Genomic DNA, 18,110 nt, shown 5'->3' on the forward strand with positions numbered 1-18,110 from the left:
GTTAAGTGTCCTCCCCTTCCATCAAAAACTTCTTCAATTGCTTTAATAGTAGCTCACGTACTTCACGTACTGTCTTATTTTCTAACTGAACAGCAGCATGTGTCAAATGACCACCGCCACCCATCCGTTCCATCACCATCTGTACGTTTAAATCACCTTGCGAACGAGCACTGATCGCTACCTTTTCATCTTCACGCAAACCGATAACAAAAGAAGCACCAATTCCGTTCATATTTAAAAGGGTATCTGCGGTTTGTGCAATCAGCAGCTGATCGTAGCGAACACCTTCTTCCCCCATCGCTACAGCTACTTTATCGTAAATCACTTCTGTGTTTTTCACAATCTCTGCACGTTTTACAAATTGATCCATGTCTTCTTTTAAAAGAGATTGCACCATTGTCAGATCGGCCCCATGGCTTCGTAAAAAGGAAGCAGCTTCAAACGTCCGTGACCCTGCGCGAAACGAAAAACTTTTTGTATCCACCACGATTCCTGCTAATAATGAAGTGGCCTCCAGTGTGTCCATCTCCATCCGATCACCCTGATATTGCAGCAGTTCAGTAATCAGTTCACAGGTAGATGATGCATATGGCTCTAAGTAGACTAAGACTGGATCAGTAACAAACTCTTCCCCGCGCCGATGATGATCAATCACCACTACTTTGTTTGCCCGCTCAATCAGGCGCGGTTCGATCGCAAAAGAAGGCTTATGGGTATCTACCAATATAACCAACGTTCCTCGGTCTAACATCTGGAGCGCACGATCGGGTGAGAGAATCGCATCGCTTAACGTCTCGTGATGATAAACGGACTGCAGAAGACGTTCAATAGAAGGATTAGATTCTGCCAAAACGATATGACCCTCACGTTGGCAGGACTGCACCGCCTTCAACACACCGATGGATGCCCCAAGTGCATCCATGTCCGGTTCCGCATGTCCCATGATCAAGACACGCTCACTATCACGAATCAGGTTGGTTAACGCATGCGAGATTACCCGTGCACGTACCCGTGTGCGCCTCTCCACCGCATTTGTCTTGCCACCGAAAAAAGTGATGTGTTCGCCGTTATGTACGGCTGCCTGATCACCTCCACGAGCTAAAGCGATGTCGAGTGCAGATTGTGCCGTCTGCATCTGAGGAATCATCTTCGTACCATGTGAAGACACTCCTAAGCTTAGAGTGATTGGAATCTTGTTACGATGGGTCATTTCACGGATCTCATCTAGCAACTCAAATTGTTCTTGTACCAAGTCTGTTAAGGTAGCACGCGACATGGTTAGAAAGAATTTATCTGAATCAAACCGACGCAATACGATATCATGCTGTTGTGCCCAGTTGGAAATCGTATTTGTCACTTTCGTGAGCAAAAGCGCACGGTTTTGATCATCCATCCCCTGACCTGCATCTTCATAATTATCCATGTGTAAAAACCCAAATACGACACGTTCATCTTCATATTGCTGCTCTAGCATGGCTAATTGTGTTACATTTTGAAAGAAGAAGAGACGTTCATCTTCCCACTGAGAAACAAGATACGTAGCATCACCTACAGAAATACGCCACTCGTTAGCTTGCTGTTTCTTCGACAAGAGGAGAGGAAAAACATCCTCTACCTTTACTCCCACCAAAGAATCTTGGTCCATCATTTCTTTAATATAAGGATTGTGCCAAACAATCCGATCGTGTCGATCATACAAGAGAATACCCACCGGTATTTCATCAATCGTCGTCTGCGTTGCCCCTTTAACCCGATGGGACAAGGTTAATATATACTCTTGTAATTCAAGTCTAAACGCACGCTCCGCGCGATACAAATAAGCGGCAAACAACAGGAAACCGCTGAAAGCAACGATAGCTAGATATTGGTGATAAACGGCTAACCCTGCGATCAGTACGAGTGTAAAACAGAGAACACCGATCATATGATAACCGTACCAGCGCCGCAATAGAAAATTTGGCATGGTCACATCCCCTCGACCTGCACCGAATAATTTAATTCAACTCTCGTTCTTTTTCACTCATAACTTATTTTAACCCAGGAGTCACAGGTTGAGTAGTCTCTTTCCAAATCCAGTAGAACTAATCCTTTCCTACCAACCGGCTCCTCCACTTTGTACCCACATCAAGAATCCCTAAAGCATAAAAGAGTAGAGATAAGAGGGGTATGAATGATACGAAGAGAACTAAAATCATCCAGCTTTGATTTTTATGCTTACAATGGAGAAAGTAAGAAACAAAGGAAAGCCCTTGTAGAAAAAATAGCATGTGCAGCAGCAAAAGAACTCCATCCACCCAGCGAAAGGAATCCTCTCCCCCGCTTATTCCAATCAAACCAAGTAGGAGCATCGCTCCGTAAAAAAGAAGAAAGGAACGTGGTAAGCGCCAATGGAAAAAGAGAGGGATGCGCTTAAGCGGAATCCTCTTTTGCAACAACCTTCTTCCCGCCCAAAAATTAAGTAGCGGGATCGGAATCGCAATGATCGCCATCAAAACAGGAATAAGCGTTTGTAACTGCGGTGGCTCCCCAATCTCTTCAATTCCCAGCGTTGCAAATAAGGTCTGCGTTTCCATCCATTGTCCATCCCAAGCAGCTTGTAACTTTCCATATGCTCCAAAAACGGAGGAAGAGATCGCAAAGACCAAAATGATCACGATACTTGAAGCCATTAATCCACCAAGGACGACTTCACTTCCACTCATCTCTTTATGAGAGTAGAGACGCCCCATTAACAGCCCTATGAAGACTGTCGGCAGTATAAGCAGTGCCATCATAGTCGCAATTTCTTCCCCCAGCACCGCATACATTCCTAAAAGAAGAGATCCATTCGTGATTACAATAAAAATAAGTGTAGGGATAAGTGGTTGTTTTGCCGCTAATAACATAAACGGTAACGGTAAAAACCATATACTTACCACCCCTAAAGGTGTAAACGATAATATGAAAATCAATATAAATAAGACTGCACTGTAGATCCAGTCATATTGGTTATTTATAGGCTTCATCAGCGAAATGCCTCCCCCTTTTGTTCCACTCATTATCGATCAATATATTTTTCCAAATGGGAAAGGTCTTGATACCATTCCTCAAGTTGGTGCCCTTCTTCAACATGTTCTTGTAGGTTCTTCACCACAGCTTGGTCCAATTCACGAAATGATAACCCAAGCCGACGAGCCAGTACATAGACAGCCGTTATTAAACTAGCGAGGCTGTCCACTATTAAGGTTTGATTGGCATAATGAAGTCCTTTAAATAAGTTGGCCAGCTGGTCGATTAATTCCGTCTTTAACCAATCAATCACTTTAACGCTCTTAGCTATATGTACGCTGCGATCTGGCCGACTCATCATCGATGCCCTCCTTCGCCTTCGGTAAAGGGATTAGGTCTACTTTCAACAACTCGACACCAAAATCCTTTTTTCATACCGTGGAAAGGAAAAAACAGGGGCACAAATGGGCCCCTGTTTTTATACTCAGTCAGTCGCATATGGCAGAAGTGCCATTTGACGAGCTCGTTTGATTGCGCGTGTTAATTGCCGTTGGTATTTTGAAGAAGTACCTGTTACACGACGAGGTAAAATCTTTCCACGCTCACTGATAAACCGTTTCAGCAAATCTACATCTTTGTAGTCGATGTATGTGATTTTGTTACTTGTGAAGAAACAAACTTTGCGACGTTTGTTTCCACGACGACGTGCCATCATCATATTCCCTCCTCTTCTCAATTAGTATCGGTATTTATATTAGAAGGGTAGATCATCATCCGAGATATCAATTGGTTTGCCATCATCAGCAAAGGGATCTTTAGACGATGATTGCTCAAATGGGTTGTTGTTATAACCCGCCTGAGTATTCGACTCTGACCGGGGAGATAAAAACTCAACATTATCTGCAATCACTTCAGTTACTTTGATGCGCTGACCCTCTTGGTTTTCAAAACTGCGTGTTTGCAGTCGACCATCTACAGCCGCTTTCCGTCCCTTTTTAAGGTAGTTAGCACAGTTCTCCGCCAACTGACGCCAAGCGACTACGTTAACGAAGTCAGCTTCGCGCTCGCCCTGTTGATTGGAGAAAGGACGGTTAACAGCAATCGTAAAGTTTACAACTGCAACCCCACTGCTCGTGTAACGCAATTCGGGATCACGCGCCAAATTCCCTATGAGTACAACCCGGTTCATCTCGATCCCCTCCTAATGTTTGAAACCTGATACTCGCCCTATTTATCATCTAAGCTGATAACCATCTTCCGTAGAACACGGTCGTTAAGTTTCATAATACGATCCAACTCGTTCAACGTCTCGTTTTTAGCGTCAAAAGTGGTTACTGTGTAAAAACCTTCACGAGCATCTTCGATTTCATAAGCAAAACGGCGTTTACCGAAATCTTTGCTCGCAACGTTTTCCCCACCATTTTTGCTGATGGTCGTTTCAACCGCTTCACGCGTAGCTTTCAACGTTTCCTCGTCCACATCGGGACGTACGATGTACATCATCTCATACTTTTTCATTATGCATTCACCTCCTCATGGACACTGCGGCTTCATTTTCCTTGAATGAAGCAAGGAGTTTTAATAAACCCACACTGAACTATTCTATCAGCAAAGTGGCAGAGAAGCAAGGTAAACGGATATGTTTCCCTTACCTTCAGCATCCGCGTCTTACATACTCTTTATCATTCTTTCGTGACAACCCTATCTGATAAGATATTAGACATTAAAGCGGAAGTGCATAACGTCGCCATCTTGCACAATATATTCTTTTCCTTCCAGTCTCATCAAGCCTCGTTCACGCGCCTCATTCATAGAGCCACTCATCACCAAGTCTTCATACCCTACTACTTCAGCACGAATAAAGCCTTTTTCAAAATCAGTGTGAATCACACCTGCAGCCCCCGGTGCTTTTGTCCCTTTACGAATGGTCCATGCACGCACTTCTTTCTCGCCAGCTGTAAAGTAGGTTATTAAGCCTAGTAAGGTGTAGGCTGCCAGCACCAGGCGATCTAAGCCAGCCATTTCTAATCCCAAGTCTTCAAGAAATTGTTGGCGCTCTTCCCCATCCAGCTCTGCGATTTCAGCTTCCAATTGAGCCGAGATCGTCACTACTTGCGCTCCTTCTTTGGCAGCAATTTCGCGCACTTGTTGTACATGAGGGTTATTCTCCGGATCAGCTACTTCCTCTTCACCCACATTGGCTACATATAAGACACTTTTGGCTGTTAGTAGGTTGAGTGGGTCAACGAGCTGGCGCTCCTCTTTATCTAACTCTAACTGCCGCACAGATAAACCTTCTGCTAAGCCTTTTTGTACCTTTTCAAGCACTTCAAACTCTTTACCCGCATCCGCATCTCCACTTTTCTTCTTGCGCATAACACGATCCATCCGCCGCTCTACTGCTTCCAAGTCAGATAGACCCAATTCGGTATCAATAATTTCGATATCGCTGACGGGGTCAACTTTCCCTTCTACGTGCGTAATATTTCCATCTTCAAAGCAGCGCACCACATGAATAATCGCATCTACTTCGCGAATGTTGGCTAAGAACTGATTTCCCAAACCTTCCCCTTTGCTCGCCCCCCGAACCAAGCCAGCGATGTCAACCAGCTGTAAGTGAGTCGGCACGACGCGTTGGGGATTTACAATTTCGGTTAACCGCTCTAAACGTTGATCACGTACATCAACCACACCTGTATTGGGGTCAATCGTACAGAAGGGATAATTGGCTGATTCCGCTCCTGCCTTCGTTATTGCATTAAATAAAGTGGATTTCCCCACATTGGGTAATCCGACTATACCTGTTGTAAGTGCCATCAATGTCATCCTCTCATGGAGCATTCCGTCTTTTTAATCCTTGTCCATTATATCGAAAGCACAGGTCGCTGTCATGAAAGTTGGGTAGTTGTCGAAATATCTGTCTCTAAGCTATTCTATTATTTCCCTTGGTTTTATTTTACGTTATAATAGATTTGCAAACTTAGGGAAACGAGGTGAGAAAAGTGAACCGAAGAGTAGTATTACTAGTTTTGGTATTTATCCTTATCCTTTCGAGCGGATGTTCTACGCTTTTCCAAACTACGGGGAAGCAATCTGAGCAAGAAAATGTGAATTCCTCAGAAAAAAAGAGCGATTCCGCTTCTTCCCATAGCGAGACTCCTCCTCAAATCAAAGTACCTACTCGTTTGGAGGATATTGAATTACTAGCCGGACCTGGATCACACAGTGATCAATACGATCTAAACAAAGTACGGGTTGAATTAGACCAATGGTCTAAAGATCTTTCCTCCGCTCAACTGTATTCAAAGCTCCTTCGCTTAGTAGGAGAAGACTACAGAAGGAGCTTTCACTTTTTTCAAAATTACGATACGTCCGTAACAGAATTAGATGCTAGTCCCGACTCCATGAAAAAAATAAAGGTACCCGCGGGACAACAAGTAAACGTCGTCATTCTCCTTGATTCCAGCGGTAGTATGGCGGAAAAGGTAGAGGGCGGAAAAAAGATGGACCTTGCTAAAAAAGCCGTTCACAACTTTATTTCCAATATGCCTCAAGGCGCCAATGTGTCCCTACAACTCTACGGACATAAAGGTTCTAATAACGAAGCAGACAAAAAGGTGTCATGCGCCGGTGTAGAAGAGGTTTACCCGCTTGGAGAATACCAGGAGGACTCCTTTCAAACCGCTCTTGATAAAGCAAAGCCTACCGGGTATACCCCGCTCGCTGGCTCCATGGAATCCGCTAAAAACACACTTTCCTCCCATCTAGGGGGTGCCAATGTACAAAATATTATCTATGTCGTCAGTGACGGAGTAGAAACTTGCGATGGCGATCCTGTAAAAATAGCAGAAGAACTTAACCAATCTGGTATCCAAGCTGTCGTCAATATTCTTGGCTTCGATGTAGATGATAAAGGGCAACAAGCACTACAAAAAGTAGCTGATGCTGGTGGCGGAGAGTATCAAACAGTGGATACAGACGTCGAAATGAAAGAGTACTTCGAGGGTCAATTCCGCCTCCTCTATGACAAATGGGAGAAGTGGGCGGACGATCAATATAATAAAGCGGAGTATTATGCCAGTATCAAATTAGACGAGGTTGAGCAGGAAGCAGATGCCCTACTCGAGCTAATAAATAAAGAGCATTATCAGCTCATGAACGCAGCCGAATATTTAGAAGAAGAACGTGACTTCGATTATAACGTGATCAGTTCCACCAAGAGCAAGCTATATGATCGTGAAAGTCAGATTAAGGGCTGGACATACGATGCCCGTGACTATGTGCAATCTGAAGTAAGAGAGAATCGAGATGAGATTCAAGATTATGTTCGCAATCAACGAGATTCCGAACAAAGGAAACTATCGAACTAAATAAAGGAGGAAGTTGCGATGAAAAAGATATGGCTACTTCTACTCGCTCTTAGCCTACTTCTACTAGGAAGTGGTTGTGGCTTAATGGGGGATAGTGCAAAAGAAGGGAAAGATAAAGGACAGAATGAAGAGAAAACCAAAAATGAAACAAACAACGGCGTAGCAAAAATTAAGTTTGGTGATTATCCGCGTGACGAGAATAATTGGGAAGTATTAAATCAGCGCAAGCACTTTGGTAAGGAAGAAGAGTTCTCTATGTCTGTAAAGTTCGGTAAAAAAATAGACACAACTAGAGTAAAGGTCAAAATTGTAAAACAACCTGATGACCGTTTAATTCAAGAGTGGGTGCAAGATGAGGAAAGTCCTGACAGTACGCAGTGGAAGTGGATGTTTACGGACAGCGGAGACTTTCATGGATTTTATGAACTAGGCGACTATACCATGCAACTATTTCGTGGAGAAGAATTACTGGCTGAAGGTTCCTTTACAATCGTTGACTAAAGCAACTCTTTACATAGGAGGTTCATGATGATCAAGAGAACAAGATTACTTTTCCCATTACTACTAGCTATATTACTTCTTGCGGGCGGATGTTCACTCGGCAGTGATGGAGCAGAGGAGTCTCAAACAGATAAAGCGAAAGTAGTGGAAATCAAGTTTGGCGACTATCCAGAAGATGATAATAACGATGAGGTTATCAATGCACGTACCCACTTCGGCAGAGATGAGACATTTGCTATGTCATATAAGCTTCTTGAAAGTCCTAATACCAAGAAATACACTGTCCGCTGGATCAAACTTCCTGAAAATCGAATTATTGAAGAGATGCATTTCACATCTCAAGATCCATCAGACAAAACCAAGAAATGGGAATTTACAAACCATGACAAATTTAATGGCTTCTACACCAAAAGCGACTATAAAATGCAAGTTTTACGTGGAGAAGACCTACTCGCAGAAGGAACGTTTACCATTATCGATTAGATCAAAAGAAGGGGGAGTCCATTCTATATAGGATAAACTCCCCTACCCGCTGTCTATCACTTGTTTAAACGAGATGATTATCTTATTCAAATATGATAACATTGGGAAAACAATGTTATCATATACAAAATTTTGTTCTACTTATGTGAGAGGACATCATCCGTGAATAACTATAGCAACCTACCTTACCGCACGACTATACTCTTATTTATCATCATCCTGATCTCCTGCTTCATTCCCACAACAACGAGCGCTACTTCTCCTCCAAAAATTAAAGCTTCCGCATACGTTTTGATGGATTACGAAACAGGCACACTTTTACTAGAGGGAAACAGTAATCAAGCCCTACCTCCCGCTAGTATGACCAAAATGATGACGCAATACATCGTGCTAGAGAAAATAAAAGAAGGTCAATTAGCATGGGATGAAGTGGTCACCATCGACCACGACGCAGCACTTCTCAATCGTGGAGGAGCGTCAGGAGTCCATCTGCAAGCGGGGGAACAACGAACAGTCAAAGAGCTTTTTATGGCTATGTCCGTTTTTTCCGCAAATGATGCCGCTTCTTCATTAGCCATTCATGTAGCAGGTGATGAAACCACTTTTGTTAAGTGGATGAATCTAAAAGCACAGGAGTTAGGTCTCACCAAAACTCACTATCGCAATAGTACTGGACTGCCACCAGACTTTTACCGACGCCCTCCTGTTGTTTCTGGTAAACACCAGATGTCTGCCCGTGATGTTGCCCATTTAGCACGTCAACTCATTCATGACTATCCCGAAATCCTTTCCTATTCCGCTATACCAAAAATGCGTTTTCGCCCAGGCGAGGTAAAAGCACTCACACTAAAAAATACAAATTGGATGCTTCAAGGGGCACCATATGAGTACACCGGAGTAGATGGACTTAAAACAGGCTTTACCGCTGAAGCTGGATACTGCTTCACTGGAACGATCAAACATAAAGATCTACGCTTTATTACAGTTGTGATGGGAACAGATACTAACAGGGCTCGTTTTGCACAGACAGCCACATTATTGGATTACGGTCTTAAGGAGTTCCAACTCCATGAGTTTATCCGTAAAGAGCATCCTCTTCCTCACCATCAACAAATCAGTATAAAAGCAGGAGTGGAAGAAGAGGTAACAATCGTACCTAGCAAAACCATCCGCTTACCCGTTCGTAGCACAGAACGAGATCGCTACACCATAAAAGTAGATTATCAAAAAAACCTGTATGCTCCTCTCCCCGCCCAAACTGAAGTAGCAACGGCAACCCTTTATTATGATGGGCAACCTGTACCAAATGTTAGTGAAGTTCCTCTTGTAACCACAGAGAGGTTAGAAAGAGCTGATGCTCTTATCCTATGGAAGCGCTCATTTGAGCAATGGCATGCTCACTACACACCTCCCATCTATCTCTTCCCTCTGATAGGCATAAGCCTTGTGGCTATGATACTGGGACTAATCTATTTCCTCCGCAAGCAAAGGTAAGATCCGTAAGGAATGTGGCCGGTAGTATACGGCTCATTCCTTATTTATTCTCCCGAGGATTCAATTATTTTTTTTAGTTTTCGTTCAAATTCTAGCCGTGGAATTAGGACACTATGACCACAGCCTGTGCACTTCATGCGAATATCCATTCCCATTCGGATCACTTTCCAAGCATTTGTGCCGCAGGGATGACTCTTTTTCATCTCAACAATGTCCCCAAGGGCAAACGATTTACGCTGCATCCCGATTTCCTCCTCTATCGACTCTCTTATGACTCCGTTCTAGCTTCCATCTGTGGGGCAAGTGACTGCAGAGCGGTAAGAATATGCTGACTTACTTTTTCTTGAAGATCTTTTCCTTTGCCCTCTTCTATTTGAATCGGTTCGCCAAATGCAATGCGTACCTTTGCTGGTCTAATCCATGTTTTTCCTCGTGGTAAACAGCGGTCGGTTCCCGAAATATGGACAGGAATAATTGGACTTTTGCTGCGTATTGCCAGATAAGCTGCTCCCTGTTTTAGTTGGCTCAATCCTTCGTCACTTCTTGTTCCCTCTGGAAACATCCCAACTACATTCCCATCTTTCAAGTGTTTAAGTGCTGTCCGAATAGCACCCATATCAGGCTTGCTCCGATCGACTGAAAAGGCATCTAGTTGTTGGAGAAACCACCGGGTTACGGGGTGATCAAATGACTCTTTTTTCGCCATATACTTTATTTGTCGTGGTACTGTCGCTCCAATATAAAAAGGATCCAAATAGCTTACATGGTTACCTACGAGTAGAAATGAGCCTTCTTTGGGAATATGGTGCTTTCCTTCTATATCCACTCGATGATACAAAGCGAGTACAGATAGTATCAATCCTTTGCCGAATCCATATAACACGCGGATTCCCCCTTTCTGTCTCTATTTTACCCATTATCCTATCACCTCTGCTACTCCCATCTGCTTTTTGTTGTAAGAGGATAGAGTAAAATTGTCGATAATAAGAACAGATTTAATACCCCGTATAACGGATAAATCACCTGTACCAAAGTAGAAAAACCCAATTGACTCAGCGGTATCAGCATGATAAAGATGAACATCCCAATCATCCAATGGGGCAATGGTACATACTTTCCTACTCGATGAACGACTCCATGAACATTACTTACTGCCGTGGTATAGATGGCAAGCCACAACACCAAGGAAATCATATACACCCATAATGATGAGTAATCTCGCATCAAAGCAAATAGTGGAATATCATACTGTGGAATTAAACTTTCTACTTGTAAGAGTGATTGATTATAAAGAACTGCCATCAGAGAGAGGCAACATGTACTTATAAAACCAGCTAACCAGATTTCCCCCGAATGCCTAACTTGTGAGCCCATGGTTGATAACACCGCCAAGAGGGATAAAATATTAAATGCCGCGTATGTAATTGCAGAAGGCCACATCGGCATCTTAGAGCTCTCTTCACTAGCCAATGTCGCATCTAGCGGTGGGGATTGCAAAAACTGTACGCATACTACAATGAGTATTACCGTCAATATGGGCATCAACACCGTATTCATCGATATGAGTCCTTTTACATCATAGAGAAGCACGATCATGACTGCAATTCCTAACAAGACGGATCCAAATAAAAATGAGCCGCTAAAGCGTTGAAAAGTGGCACCACTCCCGGCAACCATAACCAGCGTGGAGATCAATAGAAAGACGAGGATAAACAAATCAAAAACCCGTGCTAGTTTTTCTCCCATAACGTGTATGAGCACCTCAGAATAGTTTTTCGTTTGGTAGCGCCAGCTAATATACAATACGATGATACTAACCGCCCAAAATAAGGTCATCGCCAGAAATATACTACTACTACTATCAGTGCCATACGATCCGAAGAATTCCCAAATTTCACGCCCGGAAGCAAACCCTGCTCCTATCGTCGTCCCTATAATTGTCATACTAATCTTCACTGCTGCACCCACGCGAAAATGCATCTCTTCTCCCCCTATTATTCCTCTCATCGTTTATATTTTTCTCCTATAAGGTTTGTCCCTAGATGTATATTTCACAGTAGCTATCCGTATACTGGTAAAAATAAGAGAAGGGGGAGATTGTGCGCATGCAAGACCCACTTTACCCGCCACAGTCACCGTCAACGCAATTTCCTGCTCGTATCGCTTATACAGACCCGTCGGCCCTCCAATATTGTGTGCAGTGGCTTCATTATGCTCATCAACTATATCCTCGTTATTCGGAACTCATCTGTCTTTGTATTGGTACAGATCGCTCGACTGGTGACGCCTTAGGTCCACTTGTTGGCTCTCAACTAAAAAAAATTTCCCCTCCTTCGTTACATATATTTGGGACATTGGACGAGCCTGTTCATGCTGTTAATCTCGAAGAAACAATGATAAAGATTAAAGAGAATCACTCGCGGCCATTCATTATTGCGATCGATGCTTGTCTTGGACAGTTACGTAGTGTAGGTGGAATACAAGTAGGACTGGGTCCACTCAAACCCGGAGCAGGCGTAAATAAAAACCTGCCAGAAGTAGGGCAGGTTCATGTTACAGGTATCGTCAATGTAGCTGGCTTTATGGAATACTTTGTATTGCAAAATACACGCTTAAGTATTGTTATGAAAATGGCTGATATTATCGCCAATGCTATTGCTTTTATGATTCATGATCATGATGTACCCTATCAGAAGCAACCGCCTCATTAAATAGAAATTAACTCATTATAAGATGAGTAATGACTCTTTTACTATCTCTATTTTTTTAGGCTGATGCGGAAGCACCTCCCCATCCGCCTGCGCTTTCTGTTCTCTATCAAAACTAAGCTTCACTTTTTGTCCCTGTAATAAGGAGACAGCGGGGTGATGGACATGGTAACCCAAGAAAACAGCCGGAAAAAAGAGTAGCAGCCCTATGGGCGAAAGAGAGTGTACAATACACAAATCCAAATGCCCATCATCATTTTTAGCACGTGGACATATCTTCATGCCGCCACCAAAATTAGCGCTATTACAGATCGTCGTCATCCATACTCGCTGATAGTGATGTACGCTTTCATCCACCTCTATCGTTACATTGGAAGGTTGATAGCGAAATAACGTTTGCAGTGTAGCAACAACATATACCCACTTCCCAATCCGCTTTTTTAAAGGGGAGTGATTGGCTCTCTCAGTAACCATTCCATCGAAACCAATGCCAATCGAGTTGATCATCGTGCCTTCCTGCCAAGCCGCTGTATCAATCTTTTTCACTTGATGAGATAGCATTCTTTTTAACGCACGAATAGGATCCATAGAGATGTGATTCGTTCTCGCAAAGTCATTACCGGAACCTGAGGGAATTAGACCAAGTGGAATAGCCGATCCTACTAAACATGCGCCTACTTCACTTACCGTTCCATCTCCACCAATCACAATAATCGCTTTCACATCAGGTTTATCTTTCCATTCTATTGTTAACTGTTGCGCATGTCCTGCGTATTGCGTAAACATACCTCGATAAGGTATTTCTTGCTCTTTCAACACATGCTCAATCCAAGTCCATTTTTGTGCTGCTTCTCCCTTGCCCGAGACAGGGTTGATAATAAATAAGTACATGTAACCCCACCTATTATGCTATGTGTATCTCACATAGAGTCTAGTCATCTTCATTCTGTTCTGCTCATCCACTGGTTACGTCCTCATGCCACTTGTTGAATTTGTGTCAAAGCAGAAATAATCTTTTCTATCTCTTCTACTTGGTTAAACGCTCCTAAGCTAATCCGAACTGCTCCACCATCTTCTAATGTCCCTGCTTGTTCATGCGCACGTGGGGCACAGTGAAGACCTGCGCGCACAGCGATATCGAATTGTTGATCCAAGATGAGCGCTATCTCTTGACAGTCCCATCCTTCCACCTGCAGAAGCAGCACTGGCAGTTGCCATGAAGAAGGGGCATACACACGAATGCCTTGCAGCGATCGTAAACCCTCAGCTAACCGTTCTAACAACCCCATTTCATACTGATGAATGGTCTCTAAACCTTGCTCTTGGATATATTGTATACCTGCATACAGACCCGCGATCCCAGGGGTGTTTAATGTTCCACCTTCAAATGCCTGCGGTCGAATGAGTGGAGGATGCATCTTGTCTGAAAGGATACCCGTTCCGCCCTGTATATATGGGGTTAAGGGGCATTCAGGATGAATATATAACCCACCAATTCCTTGTGGTCCCATCAGCCCTTTATGACCAGGAAAAGCGAGCAGATCAATACCCATCGCTTCTACATCTATCGGAAGGTGACCTGCTGTTTGTGCCGCATCGACCGCGTGCCATATTCCGTGTTTACGAGTAAGCTCTCCGATTTGTGCAACCGGCATCACCGTTCCCGTTACATTAGATGCATGGGTCGTTATAACCAGCTTTGTTTCTGATCGGATCGCATCCTGCAACTCTACCAACACGTTTTCTTCTGCACATACTAAGTACGTAACCTCAATCCCAAGTGATTGCTTTAATGATTCCAATGGACGGGCTACAGCATGATGTTCCCATCCTGTCGCGATCACATGATCACCTCTTTGTAATAACCCATGCACTACTTGATTTAATGCCCAAGTGGCACTGGGACAAAAAATCAGATTAGCTGGGTCTGAAATGTGAAAAAAAGAGGCTACAGCTTGTCGCGCTTTATCAACTGCGACGGTTGCTTCGTAAGCGAGACGATATGCACCCCTTCCTGGATTAACTCCATACTCATCCAAACACCTCTTCATAGCCTCTGTTACTGCTGCTGGTTTTGGCCATGAAGTAGCCGCATTATCTACATAAATCATCTCATTCTCCCCCTTATCGTCAGACGGATTTCTCTCCTATCCTTCGAGATAGAGGTGTTTTCTCTTCGTTTTTTGAAAAGGAGAAGCGCATATGTTAGTCTATCATACGCTCTTGTTGTAAGATTTCTATTAAACGCTCTAACTCTCGCGAGGAGAAGAATTCGATTTCGATCTTCCCCTTACGCTTACCATTCTTAATATGAACCGGAGTACTAAAAATTTCTTGTAACATCTCTTCATAGTGTTTCACAGCTGGATCTGTTTTCGGGGGGATTTTCTTTTTCTTAGTCTTCGATGAGTCTTGTAACTGCTGAATCCACTGTTCCAATTGCCGGACACTAGCTCCTTCCTGTATCACCTTCTCACCCAACATCGCTTGTAACGCATCATCTTTCACACCAAGCAGAGCACGAGCATGTCCCATCGATAATGTTCCACGTGAAACATATTCCTGAAGAACCGATGGTAACTGGAGTAAACGCAACACATTGGCCACATGGGGACGACTTTTGCCCACTTTTTTCGCTAAATCCTCTTGCTTCATGGCGAATTGCTTCATCAACTTGTAATATGCCTGGGCCAACTCCATCGGATTTAAGTCATCCCGCTGCACGTTTTCGATCAAAGCGATCTCCATCATCTGTTCATCCGTAAACTCTCGTATGACTACCGGTACACGTTCCCACTTTAACTGTTTGGCAGCACGAAATCGACGCTCCCCTGCAACGATTTCATATCCCCGAATACTTTTGCGAACCACTAAAGGTTGTACAATCCCGTGTTCGCGAATCGAGTCTACCAATTCGTTCATTAAATCGGGATCAAATGTTTTACGTGGCTGATATGGGTTCGGACGTAATTCTGCAACCACGACTTCCTGTAGCTCATCACTTGCATCTGCTTCCACAGCAGGTAATAAAGCACCCAAACCCTTACCCAAGCGTTTATTCCCCATTTTGAATCACTTCCTTCGCTAAATCGAGATAGCACTGAGCCCCTTTGGAACGGCGATCATATGATAAAATAGGTAACCCATGACTTGGGGCTTCACTTAATCGAACATTACGGGGGATCATTGTCTCGTACACTTTTTCTTGAAAATACTTCTTCACCTCTTCCATTACTTGTAATGATAGATTGGTACGACTATCAAACATTGTGAGCAATACGCCTTCGATCTCTAAACCTTTATTCAGGTGCCTCTGTACTAGACGAATCGTATTAAGTAACTGTCCCAGTCCTTCAAGAGCATAAAATTCACACTGAATAGGAATGAACACGGTATGAGCCGCCGTCAGAGCATTAATCGTAATCACCCCAAGCGAAGGTGGACAGTCGATCAATATATAATCATACTGCTCAATTAAGGGTTGTAATGCCTGCTTCAAGCGCTTCTCCCTTGAGATCACCTGTACCAATTCTATTTCCGCTCCAGCTAGTTGAATGGTTGCTGGAACAATATCCAAGTTTTCAACGCAGGTCGGTGTAATCACTTGCTTCATCGGAGTATCATTTACGAGAACATCATAAATGCATGCTGGAACATCCGCCTTATTTACCCCTAGTCCACTCGTTGTATTTCCTTGTGGATCGATATCTACCAATAACGTTCTCTTCCCTAATGTTGCAATACTAGCTCCTAAATTAATGGAAGTGGTTGTTTTGTAGGGTAGGAACATAGCGCCTTATCTCTTACGACAGGTCTCTATGCCCCCCCTCCGAACCGAACGTACACCTTTCAATGTATTCGGCTCTCCAGCTGTTCCTGAGTCTAAATAGGCATTCACCAAGCGATCCGTTTGCGAGCGACTGAGTCGGGCGGGAGATACAAAGGCTGGTCGTAATACACCACTACCTTAGATGAATGGGGTTCTTTCCAGCCCACTCTCAACTTCATCCCTGTCCCTGCCCGATTTTGTACGGGGATGCCGTACTTCTTCACAATCTGCTTTACACTTCGGTTCTCTTTACGAGCCATCGTTTTAAGTAGGCTTTGATAGTGAACATATTGAAACTCGCGCAACCTTTTATTCGCATTGGTAGCCATGTAATAACTCTGATGTAACTCAGCCATTTCCCGATTATATAGCGTAATCATTTGTGGAATCGACAGGTGAAGTCGTGACGAATGATGCGTCGGTTTTCCGTGACGACGAAAGGGTCGCAATGCTTCTTTGATAATATCCCCAGGCAGACGTAGTTTTAAGTGACGAGTCGGATAGGGCAAGTGAGACAGATGCTCACCCAGCTCCCGCTCGCAAGTCACGTCATATTGTAGAAAGCGCACAGGCTGATCCACAAGGTGATGCAATCGGCACAGTTGCGTTGGAATAGAGCGTTGCCAGGCTCTCTTCATGCAACATTCAAGCTCTTCTATCCTATGGAGTGCCTCTGATCGCTGGCCCTCAATAAATAAAATCCATTCGGCTCCATACCGTACATAGGTATCATGGTTTGCGTTGCTTGCTAATCTACCTTCCCACTCTTGCATCACCATGTTGATCAACGCTACCTGCAAACCCTTTGTCGTTTGCAATATACCTGCTCTCAGAATTCGACGAAGTACCTCTATAAAGCGGCCATCACGTATGCGCTGGGCGAGCAGCTGCAGAAAATACGAAGAAGGTAGTGATGATAATATGGAGGTAACATCACCCGATAGTGCCCATACCGCCCCGTTATAATGCTTTGTCAACGCCTGTACAGCTTCCAATCTACTTATAGGTAAAATGATACGAGCTTGCCTCGACTCATATGAAGAAGTGAGAGCGGTTATGATCATACGAACCACCTCTTGCATCACTTCATCCCATACAGTTGGCGTCGCCGTTGTAGATGGTTGATATCCTTCCCTTTTCATCACTTCGATCCACTCTGTCACTACTCTATCTTCCAATTCTGTATGAGACCCATACAGGTTGCGATACGCTTGCGCATAGAAATCGGGATTATAAAAATAGCGATAACATCGCTCACTCGCAAATTGATGCTTTGAATGCGCCTTTTGACTCAGTATCGATAAGACCACATTGGCTCTCTGCATTTCGCATCCCTCCGCCCCTTATCGTTTGAACAACCTGCCCCTCTTCGCCCTGTAATAGGTTTTCCCTATCTCTGACTACTATAGAGGCTCCGTAACCTTAGCAAAAAAATTTCTCTTTTGCCTTAGGTCATCTCCGTTTAGATTTATGAACACCTCTTGCAATAACGTAGGCCACCTGTTCGTCTCTTTCACGTATCTTTTGATACGCTGGGAAAGGAGCGAGAGGGTTACAGTCAGTTGGAAAAGGACTGAACCTCCCTTTCCATGTGCAAGAAATCGAGGTTTACACATCCTAGTGGTTGAGGCAAAGAAACTAGGTTTCAAGCAGTATAGCCTTAGCCGTATTATTGCGTGTGGTTTTGCACAACACGTCCTCTCCTCGTTAGAGTCACGTTTGCGCTTTTCTAGCATG

The 18,110-nt window shown here is 43.8% G+C and carries 20 protein-coding genes; 5 read left to right on the top strand and 15 right to left on the bottom strand.

All coding sequences use genetic code 11. From position 1 onward, the window contains the following. Position 1: 1 nt before the first annotated feature. The 7 genes from NXZ84_RS14095 to ychF all read right to left on the bottom strand — a co-directional run bounded on the left by NXZ84_RS14095 (position 2) and on the right by ychF (position 5,805). A complete protein-coding gene (locus tag NXZ84_RS14095; protein ID WP_258840987.1) occupies positions 2-1,963 on the bottom strand; it encodes a DHH family phosphoesterase in 1,962 nt (653 codons plus the stop codon). Positions 1,964-2,081: 118 nt separating this feature from the next. Continuing rightward, the gene (locus NXZ84_RS14100; protein ID WP_258840988.1) at positions 2,082-3,005 is read right to left on the bottom strand and encodes a YybS family protein; all 924 of its coding nucleotides are present in this window, start codon (positions 3,003-3,005) and stop codon (positions 2,082-2,084) included. Positions 3,006-3,037: 32 nt separating this feature from the next. Then, positions 3,038-3,346, bottom strand: a complete 309-nt coding sequence (locus NXZ84_RS14105; RefSeq protein ID WP_258840989.1) for a MazG-like family protein — start codon at positions 3,344-3,346, stop codon at positions 3,038-3,040. A 126-nt stretch (positions 3,347-3,472) separates the two neighbouring features. After that, positions 3,473-3,700, bottom strand: coding sequence for a 30S ribosomal protein S18 (rpsR, locus tag NXZ84_RS14110; RefSeq protein WP_258841065.1), 228 nt, complete (start codon positions 3,698-3,700; stop codon positions 3,473-3,475). 42 nt (positions 3,701-3,742) lie between these two features. Further along, entirely contained in the window at positions 3,743-4,177 is a 435-nt protein-coding gene (ssb, locus tag NXZ84_RS14115) for a single-stranded DNA-binding protein (RefSeq protein WP_258840990.1), read from the bottom strand. A gap of 38 nt (positions 4,178-4,215) precedes the next feature. Next, the gene (rpsF, locus tag NXZ84_RS14120) at positions 4,216-4,506 is read right to left on the bottom strand and encodes a 30S ribosomal protein S6 (RefSeq protein ID WP_258840991.1); all 291 of its coding nucleotides are present in this window, start codon (positions 4,504-4,506) and stop codon (positions 4,216-4,218) included. 198 nt (positions 4,507-4,704) lie between these two features. Next, a complete protein-coding gene (gene ychF / locus NXZ84_RS14125) occupies positions 4,705-5,805 on the bottom strand; it encodes a redox-regulated ATPase YchF (protein WP_258840992.1) in 1,101 nt (366 codons plus the stop codon). 185 nt (positions 5,806-5,990) lie between these two features. Between ychF and NXZ84_RS14130 the strand changes: the two genes are divergently transcribed. From NXZ84_RS14130 to NXZ84_RS14145, 4 genes are all read left to right on the top strand, one after another. Continuing rightward, a complete protein-coding gene (locus NXZ84_RS14130; protein ID WP_258840993.1) occupies positions 5,991-7,358 on the top strand; it encodes a vWA domain-containing protein in 1,368 nt (455 codons plus the stop codon). 18 nt (positions 7,359-7,376) lie between these two features. Further along, positions 7,377-7,859, top strand: coding sequence for a hypothetical protein (locus NXZ84_RS14135; protein ID WP_258840994.1), 483 nt, complete (start codon positions 7,377-7,379; stop codon positions 7,857-7,859). A 27-nt stretch (positions 7,860-7,886) separates the two neighbouring features. Next, entirely contained in the window at positions 7,887-8,342 is a 456-nt protein-coding gene (locus tag NXZ84_RS14140; protein WP_258840995.1) for a hypothetical protein, read from the top strand. A 162-nt stretch (positions 8,343-8,504) separates the two neighbouring features. Next, positions 8,505-9,836 (top strand): D-alanyl-D-alanine carboxypeptidase family protein, encoded by a 1,332-nt coding sequence (locus NXZ84_RS14145; protein WP_258840996.1) that lies wholly within the window; start codon positions 8,505-8,507, stop codon positions 9,834-9,836. A gap of 44 nt (positions 9,837-9,880) precedes the next feature. Here NXZ84_RS14145 and NXZ84_RS14150 read toward each other — a convergent pair whose 3' ends face one another. From NXZ84_RS14150 to NXZ84_RS14160, 3 genes are read right to left on the bottom strand one after another with little or no spacing between them, the layout of a single operon-like run. Beyond that, the gene (locus NXZ84_RS14150) at positions 9,881-10,078 is read right to left on the bottom strand and encodes a DUF951 domain-containing protein (protein ID WP_258840997.1); all 198 of its coding nucleotides are present in this window, start codon (positions 10,076-10,078) and stop codon (positions 9,881-9,883) included. A 26-nt stretch (positions 10,079-10,104) separates the two neighbouring features. Then, the gene (locus tag NXZ84_RS14155) at positions 10,105-10,719 is read right to left on the bottom strand and encodes a lysophospholipid acyltransferase family protein (protein ID WP_258840998.1); all 615 of its coding nucleotides are present in this window, start codon (positions 10,717-10,719) and stop codon (positions 10,105-10,107) included. A gap of 50 nt (positions 10,720-10,769) precedes the next feature. Then, complete coding sequence (locus tag NXZ84_RS14160; RefSeq protein ID WP_258840999.1) at positions 10,770-11,816, bottom strand: YkvI family membrane protein; 1,047 nt, start codon at positions 11,814-11,816, stop codon at positions 10,770-10,772. A 125-nt stretch (positions 11,817-11,941) separates the two neighbouring features. Between NXZ84_RS14160 and yyaC the strand changes: the two genes are divergently transcribed. Further along, positions 11,942-12,547 (top strand): spore protease YyaC, encoded by a 606-nt coding sequence (gene yyaC / locus NXZ84_RS14165; RefSeq protein ID WP_396654050.1) that lies wholly within the window; start codon positions 11,942-11,944, stop codon positions 12,545-12,547. Between the two features lie 15 nt (positions 12,548-12,562). Here the strand turns inward: yyaC and NXZ84_RS14170 are convergent, their stop codons facing one another. The 5 genes from NXZ84_RS14170 to NXZ84_RS14190 form a co-directional block, all read right to left on the bottom strand. After that, complete coding sequence (locus tag NXZ84_RS14170) at positions 12,563-13,435, bottom strand: diacylglycerol/lipid kinase family protein (RefSeq protein ID WP_258841001.1); 873 nt, start codon at positions 13,433-13,435, stop codon at positions 12,563-12,565. An 83-nt stretch (positions 13,436-13,518) separates the two neighbouring features. Beyond that, the gene (locus NXZ84_RS14175; protein WP_258841002.1) at positions 13,519-14,655 is read right to left on the bottom strand and encodes an aminotransferase class V-fold PLP-dependent enzyme; all 1,137 of its coding nucleotides are present in this window, start codon (positions 14,653-14,655) and stop codon (positions 13,519-13,521) included. Between the two features lie 94 nt (positions 14,656-14,749). Next, a complete protein-coding gene (locus NXZ84_RS14180; protein WP_258841003.1) occupies positions 14,750-15,610 on the bottom strand; it encodes a ParB/RepB/Spo0J family partition protein in 861 nt (286 codons plus the stop codon). After that, positions 15,600-16,334, bottom strand: a complete 735-nt coding sequence (locus NXZ84_RS14185) for a ParA family protein (RefSeq protein WP_258841004.1) — start codon at positions 16,332-16,334, stop codon at positions 15,600-15,602. Before NXZ84_RS14185 ends, NXZ84_RS14180 begins: the two co-directional genes overlap by 11 nt. Before the next feature lie 104 nt (positions 16,335-16,438). Then, positions 16,439-17,698 carry a group II intron reverse transcriptase/maturase gene (locus tag NXZ84_RS14190; RefSeq protein WP_258841005.1) on the bottom strand — a complete coding sequence of 420 codons (1,260 nt, stop codon included), beginning with the start codon at positions 17,696-17,698 and terminating at the stop codon, positions 16,439-16,441. Between the last annotated feature and the right edge of the window lie 412 nt (positions 17,699-18,110).

The organism is Mechercharimyces sp. CAU 1602 (genome assembly GCF_024753565.1).
Classification (GTDB): Bacteria; Bacillota; Bacilli; order Thermoactinomycetales; family JANTPT01; genus Mechercharimyces.

Coding starts and splice junctions, on each gene's coding strand:
- NXZ84_RS14095 (WP_258840987.1), bottom strand. CDS start 1,963: ATGCCAAATTTTCTATTGCGGCGCTGGTACGGTTATCATATGATCGGT.
- NXZ84_RS14100 (WP_258840988.1), bottom strand. CDS start 3,005: ATGAAGCCTATAAATAACCAATATGACTGGATCTACAGTGCAGTCTTA.
- NXZ84_RS14105 (WP_258840989.1), bottom strand. CDS start 3,346: ATGAGTCGGCCAGATCGCAGCGTACATATAGCTAAGAGCGTTAAAGTG.
- rpsR (WP_258841065.1), bottom strand. CDS start 3,700: ATGGCACGTCGTCGTGGAAACAAACGTCGCAAAGTTTGTTTCTTCACA.
- ssb (WP_258840990.1), bottom strand. CDS start 4,177: ATGAACCGGGTTGTACTCATAGGGAATTTGGCGCGTGATCCCGAATTG.
- rpsF (WP_258840991.1), bottom strand. CDS start 4,506: ATGAAAAAGTATGAGATGATGTACATCGTACGTCCCGATGTGGACGAG.
- ychF (WP_258840992.1), bottom strand. CDS start 5,805: ATGGCACTTACAACAGGTATAGTCGGATTACCCAATGTGGGGAAATCC.
- NXZ84_RS14135 (WP_258840994.1), top strand. CDS start 7,377: ATGAAAAAGATATGGCTACTTCTACTCGCTCTTAGCCTACTTCTACTA.
- NXZ84_RS14140 (WP_258840995.1), top strand. CDS start 7,887: ATGATCAAGAGAACAAGATTACTTTTCCCATTACTACTAGCTATATTA.
- NXZ84_RS14150 (WP_258840997.1), bottom strand. CDS start 10,078: ATGCAGCGTAAATCGTTTGCCCTTGGGGACATTGTTGAGATGAAAAAG.
- NXZ84_RS14160 (WP_258840999.1), bottom strand. CDS start 11,816: ATGCATTTTCGCGTGGGTGCAGCAGTGAAGATTAGTATGACAATTATA.
- yyaC (WP_396654050.1), top strand. CDS start 11,942: ATGCAAGACCCACTTTACCCGCCACAGTCACCGTCAACGCAATTTCCT.
- NXZ84_RS14170 (WP_258841001.1), bottom strand. CDS start 13,435: ATGTACTTATTTATTATCAACCCTGTCTCGGGCAAGGGAGAAGCAGCA.
- NXZ84_RS14175 (WP_258841002.1), bottom strand. CDS start 14,655: ATGATTTATGTAGATAATGCGGCTACTTCATGGCCAAAACCAGCAGCA.
- NXZ84_RS14180 (WP_258841003.1), bottom strand. CDS start 15,610: ATGGGGAATAAACGCTTGGGTAAGGGTTTGGGTGCTTTATTACCTGCT.
- NXZ84_RS14185 (WP_258841004.1), bottom strand. CDS start 16,334: ATGTTCCTACCCTACAAAACAACCACTTCCATTAATTTAGGAGCTAGT.
- NXZ84_RS14190 (WP_258841005.1), bottom strand. CDS start 17,698: ATGCAGAGAGCCAATGTGGTCTTATCGATACTGAGTCAAAAGGCGCAT.